Source organism: Virgibacillus carmonensis (assembly GCF_057836705.1).
The window spans coordinates 1-15,358 of sequence record NZ_JBYQFJ010000033.1; the positions used below are offsets into that span (position 1 = coordinate 1).

Consider the following 15,358-nt stretch of genomic DNA (forward strand, 5'->3'; position numbering starts at 1 on the left):
TCCGAATACTTTGTGACTTGCCCAATTTCATCGCCAATTTCTGTTACATATTCATAATCACTTATCACATAAATATACCCGTCCCAAACAAACTGGCCCGTTCGTAATATAAGGTTAGCCAGTTTTTTACTGGTTGACCTTATATTACGAACGGGCCATTTAATGGAATAACTCCTTGTGAAAATAACAGAGGTTTGAAATAATTGTTATTAGGATAAAGTGTAAAAATTAGAAAGAGGGAGTGATTGAATGAAAAAGTTATTCGGTATCTTTTCTTTATCAGTAGTATTGATTTTTGTGGCGGGATGTTCAGAAGAAGGTAAAAACGTGAATGGTCAAAAGCAAATTGAGTTTTCCTTTACACAACAAGCTTCTACTGAGAATTGGGAAGTGAAAGATAGTGTTTCAGGAACATACTTTAATATTGAAAATTTGATTAAATCAAACCACAAGTTAGAAATTACATCTAAGAATGATTACACAGGAGAAAATCTTACCTTATCATTCAAAATAGGTGGTGAAACATTAAGCCTTCAAAAAGAAGGAGAAAGTGAACAGAAATTCTTTAAAGCAAAAAGGACTAACGATGGTACCTATCAGCTTAAAACTGGTGGATTTTCACGGTTTGATGAAAATAAAACGCTTTGGGATGAAAAAATAAAATTAGTTATTGAGTATGGAAACAAACAAGACATTATAGAATTAAGTTGATAAAGCTTATAATTTTTCAGTTAAAGGGCGCAAGAATGGAATAAAAATTGTTCCCATTGCGTCTTTATATAACTCATAAGTTATAATCTTAATTAGGGGTGGTTGTAATAAAACATTGGAAGCAACCAACGTGGTTTTGGTGGGCAATTGGGTTCTTTTCGTTTATAGAATTAGGAACTATTTTATTAATTGGTTTTTTAGGTTTTGATCCAAAAACTATAGTATTCATCGGGTTTTATATGGCAGTAATCGGGTATCCTTTGTTTTTTTTAATCACCTTTTTTTGTTTAAGAAAAAATGTAAGAAAAGATATCGACACGATATTCTATTTATCAGTACCCTTAATAATTAATATTCCTTTTTGGACGTATATTACAGAAATCCTATAAAATCAATTCTTGCTTAAGATCATAATTAGAAAATGATTAAACTTTATTTTAAACCAACATCACTTAAAATAACGGGGGCTTTAGTTGAATAAGGAAAAGTTAAAAGCCGATTTAAAATGTCGGCTTTTTTTGTTTCGTAAAAGAAACGGTTTCAAAACTCTTGAGTTATGACACTTAAAAATCAAAAGTATAGGGCTGCCTAACTAGCTAACTGGGTTAGACTAGCGACAGCCCCTCTATCATAAGAGGAACAATTTAATTGTGTGCGTGCCTTTGACAGCACTGTTGCACCCTATAGGTGTGGAGAGAGGGTAGCACTATGGCATTGTTCTCTCCATTTCAAGTCATGTGGTGTCGTTCCCCCCGTGACCACCCATCCAGTAAGTATAGATAATTCCAATGGCGGTAACCAAAAAGGCACCTAAGTTAATGAAATTAAAACTGATACTTATAAAACCTGTACTTATACCCAGTAAGATTACTACTGTGAGTAAAACAACTAAATTTGACTTTGTCATCGAAGTTCCTCCTATGATAGTTTTACCGAATACTCGGATACTAGCTATCAGGAGTAAGCTATTACGCACTCTTTAAATGATGGCTGCTTCTAAGCCAACATCCTCCAAAATGCCTGCTATAAAATATTATAAACTAATTTTTGTAAATGGGCAACATTCCTAATAATATATTTATTTAACAATATATTTACTATTATAAATAATCACTCTCTATCACAACTCAACACTATTGGAAGTACAGCACCAGCACCGCAGAAACAAGGGTTAACGGTCAATCAAAAATGTCTGTCAATAGTGAAACCAATAGTGCCACCAATAAACAAGGGTTTAGGGGCGTGTATGTAGCTACTCTCTCACACGTCTATACAAGGCACTACAACAGCACCACTAAGGATAGGGGTAATAAGGATAAGGAGTAGGAACACCCAACCAACGCCCACAGCGTCACCAGTGAACCATGAATAGACTGAGACTGACATCATCACTCACCCAACAACAGCAATAGTGAATGAGAATCAAAGAAAAGAAATGAATGAACTGATCAGTAATAGTAGATCAATAGCTATGGCATATATGGCATAAGGTAAGTATTTCATTTACTGGAATATAGTGGGGGTAGGACGGGTGAAGCAGGTACTATATATAGGCTTGGCTGGTGTGTAAATTGGATAAGCAAACTTTTTAAAACCTTTTTGTCACAATTATTAGATACCCCTCCTTCGGGAAAAATGGATCTCATTTTCTAATAATCTGCTTCAAATAATTTCACCAACTTTTCTGTAACTTTTTGGGGTGGTAATAAATGGGTGCTACTACAAGCCACTATAATCCTGCTATAATAAATATGAAGGGGTGATCCATAATGAAAGATAAAGCTGTAATTATTGACGAGATACTAGACAAAGTGAAAACACTTCACACTAACCTGAATGACTTTAGAAACGAAACACAATCAAACTTTAATGAAGTACATACACGCCTTGATAGAATGATTGAAAAGAAGGAAGCAGAACAAGAAGAAATTCGTCAATCACTAACGAGGACTTTAAACAATTTAGAAGACTAATATTATTTCCATAAAATTATTTTGGCATGTTTAGGTACCATTTGGACTAGATAAATTACTTCCCATGAAATAATCGAATCTATTTAACTAGGAAATTCGTAATATGTATTCTAAAAAAGTTACAATTATGTTACAATTATTCCAGTTATTGTAATAATAATAAAATTTTGGGGGTAAGTACATAATGGCTAAGGAAAAAGTTAAAAAACCATTCTATAAGAAATGGTGGGTATGGGTAATAGCAATCATTGTCGTAAGTATTGCAATGTCACCTACGGAGGAAGATACAGCTAGTCAAACAACTACCACTGAACCTGAGAAGGTAGAAGAAGTTGTAGAGGAAGTTGTAGAAGAAGTAGCTGAACCTGTAGAAGAAGTTGTAGCTGAGGAAGAAAAGAAAGAAGAACCAGCTAAGGAAGAAGTTAAGGAAGAACCTGCTGAACCTGAATTAACGGTTTCTCAACAAAACGCATTAGATAAAGCAACTAGTTATATTGAGTACATGGCATTTTCTAAAAGTGGTCTTGTTGGACAGTTAGAGTTTGACGGATTTTCTACTGAGGACGCAACCCTAGCTGTTGAAAGTATTGAAGTTGACTGGAACGAACAGGCAGGAAAAAAGGCTAAATCCTACATGGACACTATGGCATTTTCAAGAAGTGGATTGATTGGTCAGTTAGAATTTGATGGATTCACTACAGAACAGGCTACTTATGGTGCTGATCAGGTAGGGCTTTAAATACATTGATTAAGAAAGAGGACGCTAAGTAATAGCGTTCTTTTTTTATTCAAAGATTGCGATTTATCGAATAAATTTAAAAATAGGGTTAGGTGCTGTACCCTAACCTAAATTAAGCATAACCTTTTACATTCTTCTATTTTCTGTTTTCTAGTTACATCTGCTGGTTTGGTGCATTGTTCATCAAGGTATAATTCATTTGAATCTGTTTTAATTGCAAAAGTTGTTTTAGTTATTTCTATTCTTTGGTAATATACACTACCATCTGCAAAGGTACATTTAACATTCCGTAACATTGGTTTCACATATTGCACCATAAGTGGGTTATTATATAACTCTAACCTCATTATGTTTGTATAGTACCTGTCTTTAACTAGTTTCATTGTTTTATCTCCTTTTTTTAACGACAATCAGACACCGAAAAATGGGGTTTGAATACTAACATAGCCACCCCTTACCTTTTTCTTGAAAAACGTTGCTATATCAAGCCCTCATTTCACTAAACTGTTGCGTGTGTTGCCCTTGCCCTGCTATCTCTTTCTGACTTCCTTCTAGCTGACTTTCTACATATATCAGAACAGTATCTAACCCGACTATTTAATGTTTTATATAGCTTGTTACAGCCCCTACATTTCTTGGTGGACAAAGTAACTTCTTTAACTACACCATGTTTAGAATCAATTCCGTTTAGTGAATTTAAGTAATCGCACTTAATGTCATCTTTATCAAAACTATATCGTTCATGTTTAACCAATAACGGACAGTGCATATCTTTAAGTACACACCAATTCTTTTGACCGTTATATTCCTTAGCTAAGTTACTACAGTCTTTTGCGTCCATTTTTCATATCTCCTTTAGTAATAAAAAAGGTCACTGGATTATTTACCAGCAACCTCTTTTGTAATTTAGTTTTTAATTAACTTCTATTGTTCATAGCAAGTCCAAGCCTCGCACGACCTACCTTGTATTCAACTTCTTTTCTAAGGTTTTCTTCTTGAATCTTTTCTTGGCGTTCTTTTTCTTCTTTCTCCATTAGATGACGGTTTAGAATTGCATTTCCGATTCCATCATAATCAATTGGTACGGTATATTTATCTTCTTCAAACATAGATAAACCGTTTTCTTTGGGAACTATGTTTTCCTTATCCCTTAAATCATTTACTAGCATACCTAGTGTAATTCTCTGAGATAATGGAAGCTTTTTAGCCATTTCCTCCGCCTCTGCTTCACCTTTCGCCATTGCCCTAATAAATTCCTCACTATAATTTGCCATTATTAAAACCACCTTTTCTTTTTTGTAATTTCTTTTAGTTCCCAATACTTACCCATAAACTCACGCTGTTCCTCGACTGTCTCTAAACGACTAGCCAAAACAGCTAAACCTTGCTTTTCAACTTCTTCTGCAAGTAGTCTAAACTGTTCCTTTTCCTCACGTAATTCTTTAATAGCCTTAAACATTATTTATCGCCTCGCTGTGACTTTGTTAATTCCTGAATATGCTGTAACTTTTTTTGTGATTTGTTCCCTAACTTCTGTTAATTTATTGTTAACGCTATTTAGTTGCTTTGTAAGTTCATAGTGTTCATTTGACAGCCTTAAAAACTCGCTATCAAGATTTTGTAATTCATTTGACATTAACATTGTAAAACCTCCTATTTAGTTTAGTTTCTTGTCCCTTGTACTAATTTCTTAATTGCTTGTAGGGTGTGGTCACTAATAGCCAATTTTTTACAACCAGCTAATATGCGACTTTCATAATTTATTGTTAGATCAATAGTTCCAGCCTCGATACGTGCTAAAACAGACTGATCAATTCGGCAAGCCTGACCGAAAGATTCTTGATTCATATTCGTTGACAGCCTCAGCCAACGAATCATTTTGTAGTTAATCTTAGATTCAAAGGGTACGTCATTCTTGCTATATCCGATCATCATTGTTTACACCTTCTTCCTTATGAAGTGAATATTTTATTCATATTTATGCCAATAGAAAAAGGTGGTAGCTTTTTAAAGCCCCACCCTTTTCAGCAAAGGAAATTTCCTATGTCATTATTCACCGTAAGAAACCTAAAAAGATTTCTCTAACCCTTAGCTTACAAAATGGGTAGCTGGTACAGGTAGCAAAGTAAATAAAATCATTTACTACTTTTTACCAAACAGTTTCCCAAAGAAAGAAGGTGTTTCCTTTTCCTTCAATTCTTCTTTAGTGGTAGCTACCTCTTTTTTAAGTGCCTCGATTTCTTGCTTCAAATACTTCATTTCTTCCGTTCTTTTTTAAATGTTTTTTATTCATTCTTCTTGGTCGTCCCTTATGTACTGCAAGGCTTTTATAGATTCGTCCTGATCAGCTATTTTAGTCACAGCTTGCCCTGTTGTCTGCATGACAGCTAGTAAAGTTTCTCTAGGGGTATCACTTTCAAGTTACTTTTTATATCCTCCACAGCTTCCTCTACAGTGATAGGGAAGTCTTTTTCTGCCAACATTCAAATATATGTGCCTTGGTGTAGTCTTGTTCACAACACTGTTTTATAAATACAAATACGTAAATAGTTTCAGGGCGGTAATATATCCGTCTGCCTTGCTTAGCCCAGGAATATATACGTTAACGTCCTTGATCCAATCCGTTAACGTACTTTTTGTCACACGCACTAACCTAAGGGTTTCCAACAAATTGCAAATATTTTTGTGCTTTGGGTTAATATCGTTAAATAATTTTAATAATTGTGATTGTTTTGATAACTAACCATATGGTAAGATATTACTATAACATTGAAGGAGATATTTTATGAGACAAGAAATTTTAAATATACTTACTACATATAACAGTTTAAAAAAGTACCCATTTAACCCCAATCATAACAGTTCATTGTTTGTTACAGTTAATTTCCCAAGGTCAATAGTTAATCAGCTTAATTTAGATGAATCAATGTATAAAGTTCAAGGTTCTGTTGGAGTAGGAAGATGGACGGATACCCCATGGATTAGTTTATTTAATAGGGAAATAACTGTAACAGCACAGAGAGGCTTTTATATAGTTTATCTGTTTAGAAAAGATATGCAGGGAGTATTTATGTCCCTAAACCAAGGAACAACATATATTGATAAAAAATATGAAGGCTTAAGGCCACGAGTTAAGATGAAAACTATAGCCTTAAATATTAGACAGAATTTAACTTATTCGTCTAACCTATCATTAGAAAAATAGATTTAGCAGCTACAACTAAGAATGCTAAGAATTACATGGCTGCACATATTTGCGGTAAATATTATCCTCTTAATAATATTCCAAGTGATAATGAATTATTAAATGATTTAAAAGAAATAATTGAGGTTTATAAGCAATTAGTAGTGTTCACTAAAGGAAGAACTGTTGAAGAAGCATTAAATTATTACCTTCAAAAGGAAGAAATTGAAGATACACAGTTTCAAAATGATATACTAGTTGCACCTTCAGCAGATACACCTAGAAAACCACAATCCATACCATCAAAAAGTCAGAGTAAAAATGCTGAAGCTTGGAAAAGAGACCCTAGTATTGCAAAAGAAGCAATAGAAAAAGCAAATTATCTTTGTGAGGTAGATCCTAACCATTTAACTTTTACATCTGAGGTAACCGGGGAAAATTTTCTTGAAGCACATCATTTAATTCCAATGCACAAACAAAGTCAATTTAAGTGGAGTCTGGATGTACCCGGTAACATTGCATCACTATGTCCTAATTGTCATAGAATGATTCATCACGTAAAGAGGGGTGAACGTAACAGACTTATTGAAAAATTATATAATTTAAAAAGGCGAAGCTTATATAACTTCGGAATAGGTATAACGATTGGAGGTCTAAAAGACATGTATATTGACTAGACTAGACTTGATTTAGGTAGAGGATAAGTTTTTTTAAAGTGAAGAATATGGTAAATTTATTTTAAGTTGTATAATTGGAGGGAGAACTATGAGTTTAGAAATAACAGATGAAAGAAATGATAAAAATAGTAATAAAAAATACCTTTCTAAACAATATACATATAGTCACCTAAGAGGCAGATTTAAGCTACCTTCATTTCAAAGAAGGTTGGTTTGGAGTGGAAAGCAAAAGGAGGAGTTTATTGAAACTTTAAGTTTTGGATTTCCGTTTGGTTCTGTTTTAATATACCAATATCCTGGAACCCAGAACTTAACACTTATAGATGGCCTTCAGCGTATATCCACTATCCAAGATTATGAAAAATCTCCTGAGAATTATATAGATCTTGATAATGAAGCTGATGACTTAATAAAAATTCTTCCATTAAATGACGAAGACAGAGAAAGTGAAAAGTTTGTTAAGGGTATAAAAAAGGAAATAAAAACAATCTTTAAAATCTTACTGCAGGAAACTGATCCAACACCTTTCTACTTGGAAGATGAAATAAAAAAAAGTGAGGTTTTATCAAGATATTATGATACTTCACTAACAAGAAGCATAGGTGAATTACAACATAATATCAGAATGAAAAAGGCGAATTTTTTAAGTGTAGATAATATTGAAATCCCAACAATTGAATTTTTAGGGGATGTTAGTGAATTAGCCAAAGTATTTGAAAACCTGAATAAAGGTGGTAAAAAGTTAACGAAATATCAGGTATTCGCTGCACAATGGTATAATGATACAATTAAATTAAATGATAAAAAAAATAACGAAAGACTACTGAATGCAATAATAAATAGATATGTTACCCTCAATGAAAATAGAGATATTAAAATTGAAAACTTCTCAGCTGATGAAATGCGTGAACAAAAAACAATAAATTTGTCAGAACTATGTTATGGGATGGGAAGACTTATACTAGAGGTATCCCAGGTATTTTATAGGGACACTAAAACTGTATTGGATGATCTAGCTGATGAAATTGGATATTCGACAATGGGTATTATATTCGGTGTCGATAATAAAAAGTTGCATACATTAAAAAATCAAGTTGATGAAGTTTTAAATGCAGATTTATTAGAAGATTTATTAGGAAAAGTATTAAAAATTTACTCTAACGTCAACTCTCATTATGAAAAGTATTTAAAACAATTTAAACAAGTAAAGTCATTCGAAAATAAAAAAATAAGCAACTTTAAATTTTTATCCTACTTTGCTGATTTATGGGTTCATAATTTTACTATAACTAAAGATGGTCAAATTAAAGATAATTCTACAGGTCAAGATAAAACATATTCAAAATCACTTAATAACTTGATATATTTTTATCTACAGGATGCTGCTTTAAATATTTGGGGTAATGCTGGCGATTCAAGATTAAATAGTTATTACTTAGATAAAAGTAGAACTTATTCAATAAGACCCTCAAAAGATGATTTTAAAGATACATTACACTTCTGGTGGAAAGATAGATTATCTAACCCAAGTTTAATGTTTGATGATGTATCAAAATTGGCCTTAACTGTTTACTATAATTTAATTAAAGACAATGGACTGGTCGAAGGTAGAAATAATGATTTTGAACATATAATTGTTAAAGCAAAGTTAAATAAAAGGTATTCAAAACTTAACATACCTGGTGGAACTCTGGGGAATATGACGTTTTTAGATAGTACCATAAATCGTGGAAAAAAAGATCTCAACTTATACAAAATAGTTGCTTCTGGTCAACAGATTGATGAGAAATTTAAAAATATAGCATTATATCCTACTGAACAAGACATAAATAAAATAGAAGTTAATCTTGAAAGTGATGATGCTGAAGAAGCTATCAAATTTATAACACAAAGAGGCAATACTATCATTGATGAATTAGTTGACAAAATGTATTTAAAAGAATAGACAACTCTATACAAAATAACAACAAAACCTTATGTTAATCGATTAAGGTTTTGTTTTTTGTAATTTTTTATGTCAATGAAAGGGGGAATTAGGGAAGCTTAATCAGGAGGAGAAGGAATGGAGAAATAAATAAAGGATAAAACATCCAAAATATAGAGTGGAATCAAAAACAAGAAATAAAAGTATTAACGAAGTTATTAGAGGAGTATAATAATTAAAAACAACATATACAGGGATATACAAAGGAATTAGATGTTATTTAAGTATATATAAATTAAATGTAGGTTATTCTGCTTACTAGGTAACCCTATGAATTGAATATGTTAATTTCAATCTAGTTAACTATACTTTAAATTAAATGACAAGGAACTTTACAACTCAAAATCGTATTCTGGTTCGATTTGACACCGAACACCAGTATCATAAATAGATCAGAAAATCAGAAATGTATTCTTCCTGAAAAGTATGTAGAATAATGCTTATAAAACTGCTTTACATTTTGCAACCACTATTTTATACTTGTAATATAATATTAAACATAGGAAGTAGTGTTAACTTCTTAACTATATACATAGCTTTTTAAATACAAAACGCAGCATCTGTAGCGGCAATGTTCCTAACAACAGAAGCTGTCGTAGCTGACCTACCAGAAAAAGACAATGCTGGTGGCGGCGGAATGCCTGACATGGGCGGCATGATGTAAACGAACATCATCAAACCCTATTAAATCAATGTTTTTTTGAGTTCCCACCCCTCTAAAAAGGGTGAAAACTCACAAAAAATAACATTTATTTTATGTTTATATCTGAAAGGGCGTTTTCGTACAAAGTACTTACTTTTGCGGAAGCGTCCTTTTTCATTTTCTTAGTGACATGTGTATAAATTTTCATTGTTGTTTTCATATCCTCATGACCTACTTTCTCCATGATTGTTGCAAGATCGATTCCTGCCTCTGTCATCATGCTAATACGAGTATGTCTGAAAATGTGCGGTGTAGCATGTTTATTTATGTTAGTTTTCTCATAGTCGATTCATACGGATGTCAGTTAAAATCTCACCATTGACATAATCAGAGGCATTGGAAGCTAAAAAATACTACTGCTCCCACCATATATTCTGGCTTTCCCCAACGTCCTGAGGGGATTCGCTCCAAAATTTTTCGATTACGTATTTCATCATTTATTATCGCAGTATTCATATCTGTTGCCATATAAACTTAATGGTGCTTTTGCTGAAAATAGAAAGGCTAATTTCCTACTAAAAATACTGAGAAATTAGTCTTTTTGTCAAATCCTTAATGTTGTAAATAGGGAAGTTGGCGATATCCCATGTAGGAAAATATGCATTTTCTTACATTCATTAAGTACCAATTATTATTTATATTGCACAGATTTGATAGTTATTTTGCGTGAACAAAATATAAAGGATCATCCATATTAGTCCTGACTAACATGGATGATCCTTTTATATCTATTAAACAAACACGCCCTCTTTCTTAAGACGCTAACTAAGGCTAATCGATTGTGAGGAAAACTCTTTTATGAAAGGTCAACTTTTTGAAAGTGTTCAACTGTCGGGGATAGGTCATAAAATTGATGCAGTTGATTTTTCTACTCTTGGTACTCCTTTGATTCTCTAAAACCAACTGTATGGTCTCTACTATTCGTACATTATATCCAGACAATAGGGTACGTTTTGTGGGTTCCCATTTTATTGCACAAAGCACCAGGGTCCAGGGAGGACAGCATAAATTAAAAAACTACTTGCCAACCTCTCCAAATAACATTAAACTCCTCGAGCTAACGATATCAGGATTGGGTCATTTTCTGAAGCCTTTACCAAAATCCAAATAAACGTCATCAAAAATAATTGGAAAGGTTTATTGATGCCTATATTCATTCAACCAAAGTAGCCTGTACAATATAACGATTGGGTGCATAACCGATATAATTAAATGGATAACATGTTGTAAGCGTCAAAGTAGGATCATCTTTTTCGACAATTACTGTCCGGTCATCTGCATCAGTAACCCATGTCGTAGTGATTTCATATTCATAAGTATCACCTTTGTAATGAACCATAAGAGTATCACCCTGACCAAGCTCGTCTAGTCCGGTGAAGACGGTGTCACGATGACCAGAAAGTACTGTATGACCGGAATCGCGATTAGGAACTGTCGTCCATTTACTGACATACATACCAACTCCTTGATCAAGTGTCTTTTCATCTGTACCCCAATAAGTTGTAAAACGCTTGTCCATTTTCGGGATATCCAGCATTGCTACTTCTGAGTCTTTTTTATAATCGAAATTGAGGTTGAGTGGGTCAACACCATTACGACTTTTATCTGGATTATCCTCTTTTGATTTTTTATTTTTTTTATCTGTATCAACAACTGCCGCTTTTGGATTCTCCGGTATTTTCGCAACCGACTGATTCGCCTGAAAATAACTCCAGCCATTATAAGCAAAAACAACGAAACCAATCACAAACAATAATATTGATAATATACGAATCATTGGTTTTTCCTCCTTAATACCTAAGAAAAGACAGACGATTGGATCGCCTGCCCTCAAGGATTACTGCCGTTTGCGTATACCCAGTCCACCAAGAACCATAGCGCCTAAACCACCTAGAATACCAAGTGGTAATGCCGTCGCAGTATCAGGCAGCTCGCCTCCCTGTTCACCAGATGATGTAGTGTCCTCGGATTTAGATGATGCAGCTTCATCGGATGAAGTAGACTCCTCTGATGAAGTGCTATTCGATTTGTTAACATCCTCGGATGTGGATGCATCATCATTGCTGGAAGCATCAGAATCACCAGCTGGAAGGCTCTCGCAAGGAAGTCCATCTTTTTCTCTATCTAACCCGTCTGGGTCATTTGGATGTTCTTCGAGATGTGCTTGTGCTTCCGCTTGCGTATCAAAATCCTCGCAATTCAGATCGCCTGAATGGTTAGCAAAGACTGCTTGAGCTGTCCCAAACATAAGTAGAGCTGAAAACAATACAGCTAAAGTTACTTTACATTTCATTTTGTTGATCCCTCCTTCTATTTATTCTAGCAATTATGATATATCCTATTATTCTAAAAACTGGATATATATGTAACTACTAAGTGCACTCTAACATATTTACAATTATGTTACAAAAAATTACATCATATTACAGTAATTTGATATTTTTCTATCAAAAAGGGGATCACTATTTATTGCAGACTAATTAGATTTATGTAGGGAACGGAGGTTACGATCACAAAGCCAAACTACATGTTGTCGTGAATTATGTAAACGTTTATAAAATCTCGTTTTCACAAGGGTTTTCCGTAGTAATAATATAGCAGCAGACCCAAGAAAGTTTTAAAGGGGTTTTTCCGTATTTTATAGATATAGATCTTCCTAGTGTCATAACTTAAAAGTATTGACACCAATTTCCGAGTGTAGTAGTATCAGTGTATCGTAAGGTGTCACAACATAGTGTCTTAAGTGAACTATAGAAAACGGGGTTATTACATATGAGATATGGCTATGCAAGGGTGAGTACGAAAGGACAAGCTACAAAAGGCAATTCGTTAGAAGATCAAATAAATAAATTAAAAGAAGAAGGTTGTCAAACGATCTTTCAAGATTCCTTTACAGGAACTAAAGCAGATCGCCCAAAATTTAAAGAACTTCTTTCCATACTAGAAACAGGTGATACACTAGTTGTCACTAAATTAGATCGCTTTGCACGGTCTACAGTGGACGCTATACATACAGTTAAAGAACTATTTGAACGTGGTGTAAAGGTTCATATTCTAAACATGGGATTAGTGGAAAATACACCTAATGGTAGACTTATTTTCACTATACTAAGTGCCTTTGCAGAATTTGAAAGAGATATGATTGTTGAGAGGACACAAGAAGGCAAGGCAATAGCTAAACAGCGTCCTGACTTTAGAGAGGGTAGACCAAAAACACATGGTAAAAAGAAAATAGAAAATGCTTTAAAGCTGTTAGAAACTAATTCATATAAAGAAGTGGCTGAGACCACAGGCATTTCAAAGAGTACCTTAATTAGGGCTAAGAAGAAGCGGGCGACACTATAAAAAGTGATCGTCTTTTTTATTTGTGCATACCCCTTTACAGAACACCCATCCGTACCTTGCCACACCTATCAATGTGCAGAAAAAAAGTTTTGAGAATGCCCATCAATGCACAGCGTCCAAGCGGATATTTCGGCAATAAAAAGCACCCCAGTCAAAGGTGCTTTTGCTGTTGTTATTTACCGTATGTTTTAATTAACCATTTTAAATTAGTTAAAGAAATATCACCATCACCAATAGGATCAATTTCATACTCTCCATCTTCTAATGCTTGTGGTAAATATGAAACTGCTTCCTCGTAGTAATCAACATGTAATCTTCTGATTATCTTGTGAAACTCTACGATGTCTAGCGTCTTTCCAAATTGAATTGAAAGTAACTCTGAAAGCCCTTGTGAACCAGTATACCAATGTAAATGCCCATCAGATAAATAATCGTCAGCATGTTTAGGTCTACATTTCTTCACAGCCCTATGATGAACAATTCTAAAGTTATCGGCTGTAAATTCTCTTTCATCCTCAGGTAAAAAGGAATCCCACTCTAACATCCCATCTTTTTCAGATTCAATAACTTCACCACAATAATCACAATACCATTGTTTTTTTAATTCTAATTTTAAGTCGAGTTCTTTAGTTTCTCCACTCATTATATCTCCCCCTCATCAGTTATAATTCGACAAAAGGGACTATTTTCCTGCTAATTAAGATACATTTCCTATATATAGTAACATTGATTTTAAAGAAAAAGTGGTACTAGTACAGTACCAATAAAACCCTTGAGTTTCTTTCTGACGCAGTTTTATAGTGGTCTTCTAGCCTTTGTAAATCTTGTTCATTCTTTCTCCTTAATTGTTCCTTCCATAATATCCTCAGAAGCAATTATAGTTATCTCGTCATTCTCGAATAATTTCAAATCAAGAGGATCAACATCTATGAAAATACGTTCAACAATTCCTTCTTCATTAGTCTCACCAAGCACAGGGTAAAATCCATCCATCTTCGTAGTAAATTTTATATCTAAGTTTTTTGTTTCAATATCCCCGATTCGAATTGTAGCTGTATCTGTAGCAACCTCACCTAAAAAAATAATGCCGTTCTTAACGTTTGTTTTCATTGTTAGTACCTCCTAGTTTTTTTGTGGTCTTGTGTTAAGTCCTTATCATGTTGGACTGTTTTCATTAACTCGGCTTCATACTTTTTTAACTATTTAACTTTGTCAGGAACACATATATATAATTCGTCACGTTCCAATTTAAAATTCGTATCTTTTCTGTTCTTCAATGGCTTCAGGGTCACCTAATTCCAGTAATTCATCGTGAATGGAAAAATACAAATCACCCTTAATTAAATCAGCCTTTTTCAAATGACAATCCATTTCTCCTATAATTTCCTTTAGTTCCTTCAATGTTTTAATGTAATCTTTTCTAGAGGCATTTAATATCACTCCTTTACTTTGTTATAAAATAGAATTTGCAACGGGAACGATATTATACATAGGTTTATAAATAAATAATCTTCAAGTTAACTAGAGTTAATCTAAAATAAGTGAGATTTAATTTAATTAAGGTAAGGGAAGTTGAAATAATTTTGAAACATAAAAGCCAGGATTTAATTACCCTGACTTGTAAGCTTTACTTTATTTTGAAACTCAAGAAATGATTGTTCAAATATCTCATTTTTTCTCTTTGATTCATCCAATTCCTTTTCTACTTCATTTAGTCGTTTCTTTAAAACTTCAAGCGATTTTGCAACATCAATGTTATCCTTCATAAATTTAATAGCATGTCTCACAGATTCCGCTTGACTAGGTGTTTTAAATGAACGCTTATCTAATTCATCCGTGAGTCCAAGTAAGTTTTTATATTCATCTTCATTCAATGATACTGACACATAACTTTCTCTATTCATAATATAATCCTCCAATAAGAATAAAACTACATACAGTTTACAAAACGTTAGACCAATAACAAAGAACCAAATCATAACTCGGCTAAAGCCTCGTGTTCGGGTTTACACCCTCACAATCATAGATTAGATCATTTTCTA

21 protein-coding genes and 1 pseudogene are annotated in these 15,358 nt (G+C 33.5%); 8 read left to right on the forward strand and 14 right to left on the reverse strand.

Annotated elements, in window-relative coordinates; translation table 11 throughout:
• Positions 1-249: 249 nt before the first annotated feature.
• On the forward strand, positions 250-711 hold the full coding sequence (locus AC3G7N_RS17555) for a hypothetical protein (RefSeq protein ID WP_489423467.1): 462 nt from the start codon (positions 250-252) through the stop codon (positions 709-711).
• Between the two features lie 733 nt (positions 712-1,444).
• Here the strand turns inward: AC3G7N_RS17555 and AC3G7N_RS17560 are convergent.
• Positions 1,445-1,618, reverse strand: a complete 174-nt coding sequence (locus AC3G7N_RS17560; protein ID WP_489423468.1) for a hypothetical protein — start codon at positions 1,616-1,618, stop codon at positions 1,445-1,447.
• 862 nt (positions 1,619-2,480) lie between these two features.
• Between AC3G7N_RS17560 and AC3G7N_RS17565 the strand changes: the two genes are divergently transcribed.
• Together AC3G7N_RS17565 and AC3G7N_RS17570 are read left to right on the forward strand one after the other, a co-directional pair.
• Positions 2,481-2,684, forward strand: coding sequence for a hypothetical protein (locus AC3G7N_RS17565; RefSeq protein WP_489423469.1), 204 nt, complete (start codon positions 2,481-2,483; stop codon positions 2,682-2,684).
• Positions 2,685-2,868: 184 nt separating this feature from the next.
• Positions 2,869-3,423, forward strand: coding sequence for an Ltp family lipoprotein (locus AC3G7N_RS17570; protein WP_489423470.1), 555 nt, complete (start codon positions 2,869-2,871; stop codon positions 3,421-3,423).
• Between the two features lie 107 nt (positions 3,424-3,530).
• Here the strand turns inward: AC3G7N_RS17570 and AC3G7N_RS17575 are convergent, their stop codons facing one another.
• The 6 genes from AC3G7N_RS17575 to AC3G7N_RS17600 form a co-directional block, all read right to left on the reverse strand.
• A complete protein-coding gene (locus AC3G7N_RS17575) occupies positions 3,531-3,806 on the reverse strand; it encodes a hypothetical protein (RefSeq protein WP_489423471.1) in 276 nt (91 codons plus the stop codon).
• A 116-nt stretch (positions 3,807-3,922) separates the two neighbouring features.
• Positions 3,923-4,264: a hypothetical protein gene (locus tag AC3G7N_RS17580; protein WP_489423472.1), complete on the reverse strand. Its 342-nt coding sequence runs from the start codon at positions 4,262-4,264 to the stop codon at positions 3,923-3,925.
• 76 nt (positions 4,265-4,340) lie between these two features.
• Complete coding sequence (locus AC3G7N_RS17585) at positions 4,341-4,697, reverse strand: hypothetical protein (protein WP_489423473.1); 357 nt, start codon at positions 4,695-4,697, stop codon at positions 4,341-4,343.
• 2 nt (positions 4,698-4,699) lie between these two features.
• Complete coding sequence (locus AC3G7N_RS17590) at positions 4,700-4,882, reverse strand: hypothetical protein (RefSeq protein WP_489423474.1); 183 nt, start codon at positions 4,880-4,882, stop codon at positions 4,700-4,702.
• Between the two features lie 3 nt (positions 4,883-4,885).
• The gene (locus AC3G7N_RS17595) at positions 4,886-5,065 is read right to left on the reverse strand and encodes a hypothetical protein (protein ID WP_489423475.1); all 180 of its coding nucleotides are present in this window, start codon (positions 5,063-5,065) and stop codon (positions 4,886-4,888) included.
• Positions 5,066-5,085: 20 nt separating this feature from the next.
• The gene (locus AC3G7N_RS17600; protein ID WP_489423476.1) at positions 5,086-5,358 is read right to left on the reverse strand and encodes a helix-turn-helix domain-containing protein; all 273 of its coding nucleotides are present in this window, start codon (positions 5,356-5,358) and stop codon (positions 5,086-5,088) included.
• 850 nt (positions 5,359-6,208) lie between these two features.
• Here AC3G7N_RS17600 and AC3G7N_RS17605 point away from each other — a divergent pair.
• The 4 genes and pseudogenes from AC3G7N_RS17605 to AC3G7N_RS17620 all read left to right on the forward strand — a co-directional run.
• Entirely contained in the window at positions 6,209-6,628 is a 420-nt protein-coding gene (locus AC3G7N_RS17605; RefSeq protein ID WP_489423477.1) for an MrcB family domain-containing protein, read from the forward strand.
• Between the two features lie 35 nt (positions 6,629-6,663).
• Positions 6,664-7,284 carry an HNH endonuclease gene (locus AC3G7N_RS17610; protein WP_489423478.1) on the forward strand — a complete coding sequence of 207 codons (621 nt, stop codon included), beginning with the start codon at positions 6,664-6,666 and terminating at the stop codon, positions 7,282-7,284.
• 88 nt (positions 7,285-7,372) lie between these two features.
• Positions 7,373-9,229 carry a GmrSD restriction endonuclease domain-containing protein gene (locus tag AC3G7N_RS17615; protein WP_489423479.1) on the forward strand — a complete coding sequence of 619 codons (1,857 nt, stop codon included), beginning with the start codon at positions 7,373-7,375 and terminating at the stop codon, positions 9,227-9,229.
• A gap of 583 nt (positions 9,230-9,812) precedes the next feature.
• Positions 9,813-9,932, forward strand: a pseudogene (locus AC3G7N_RS17620) (hypothetical protein); the annotation flags it as partial.
• 85 nt (positions 9,933-10,017) lie between these two features.
• Here the strand turns inward: AC3G7N_RS17620 and AC3G7N_RS17625 are convergent.
• From AC3G7N_RS17625 to AC3G7N_RS17635, 3 genes are all read right to left on the reverse strand, one after another.
• Complete coding sequence (locus AC3G7N_RS17625) at positions 10,018-10,191, reverse strand: hypothetical protein (protein ID WP_489423480.1); 174 nt, start codon at positions 10,189-10,191, stop codon at positions 10,018-10,020.
• A gap of 933 nt (positions 10,192-11,124) precedes the next feature.
• Positions 11,125-11,748 carry a class D sortase, LPxTATN-specific gene (srtD, locus tag AC3G7N_RS17630; protein WP_489423481.1) on the reverse strand — a complete coding sequence of 208 codons (624 nt, stop codon included), beginning with the start codon at positions 11,746-11,748 and terminating at the stop codon, positions 11,125-11,127.
• Between the two features lie 60 nt (positions 11,749-11,808).
• Positions 11,809-12,264: an excalibur calcium-binding domain-containing protein gene (locus AC3G7N_RS17635; RefSeq protein WP_489423482.1), complete on the reverse strand. Its 456-nt coding sequence runs from the start codon at positions 12,262-12,264 to the stop codon at positions 11,809-11,811.
• Between the two features lie 479 nt (positions 12,265-12,743).
• On the opposite strand from AC3G7N_RS17635, the gene AC3G7N_RS17640 reads away from it, so the two are divergent.
• Entirely contained in the window at positions 12,744-13,316 is a 573-nt protein-coding gene (locus tag AC3G7N_RS17640; protein ID WP_489423483.1) for a recombinase family protein, read from the forward strand.
• Between the two features lie 172 nt (positions 13,317-13,488).
• On the opposite strand, the gene AC3G7N_RS17645 is transcribed toward AC3G7N_RS17640, so the two are convergent.
• From AC3G7N_RS17645 to AC3G7N_RS17660, 4 genes are all read right to left on the reverse strand, one after another.
• The gene (locus AC3G7N_RS17645) at positions 13,489-13,959 is read right to left on the reverse strand and encodes a hypothetical protein (RefSeq protein WP_489423484.1); all 471 of its coding nucleotides are present in this window, start codon (positions 13,957-13,959) and stop codon (positions 13,489-13,491) included.
• Between the two features lie 185 nt (positions 13,960-14,144).
• Positions 14,145-14,426, reverse strand: a complete 282-nt coding sequence (locus tag AC3G7N_RS17650; RefSeq protein ID WP_489423485.1) for a hypothetical protein — start codon at positions 14,424-14,426, stop codon at positions 14,145-14,147.
• A 138-nt stretch (positions 14,427-14,564) separates the two neighbouring features.
• Positions 14,565-14,756, reverse strand: coding sequence for a hypothetical protein (locus tag AC3G7N_RS17655; protein ID WP_489423486.1), 192 nt, complete (start codon positions 14,754-14,756; stop codon positions 14,565-14,567).
• A gap of 164 nt (positions 14,757-14,920) precedes the next feature.
• The gene (locus tag AC3G7N_RS17660; RefSeq protein WP_489423487.1) at positions 14,921-15,220 is read right to left on the reverse strand and encodes a ribbon-helix-helix domain-containing protein; all 300 of its coding nucleotides are present in this window, start codon (positions 15,218-15,220) and stop codon (positions 14,921-14,923) included.
• Positions 15,221-15,358 lie beyond the last annotated feature (138 nt).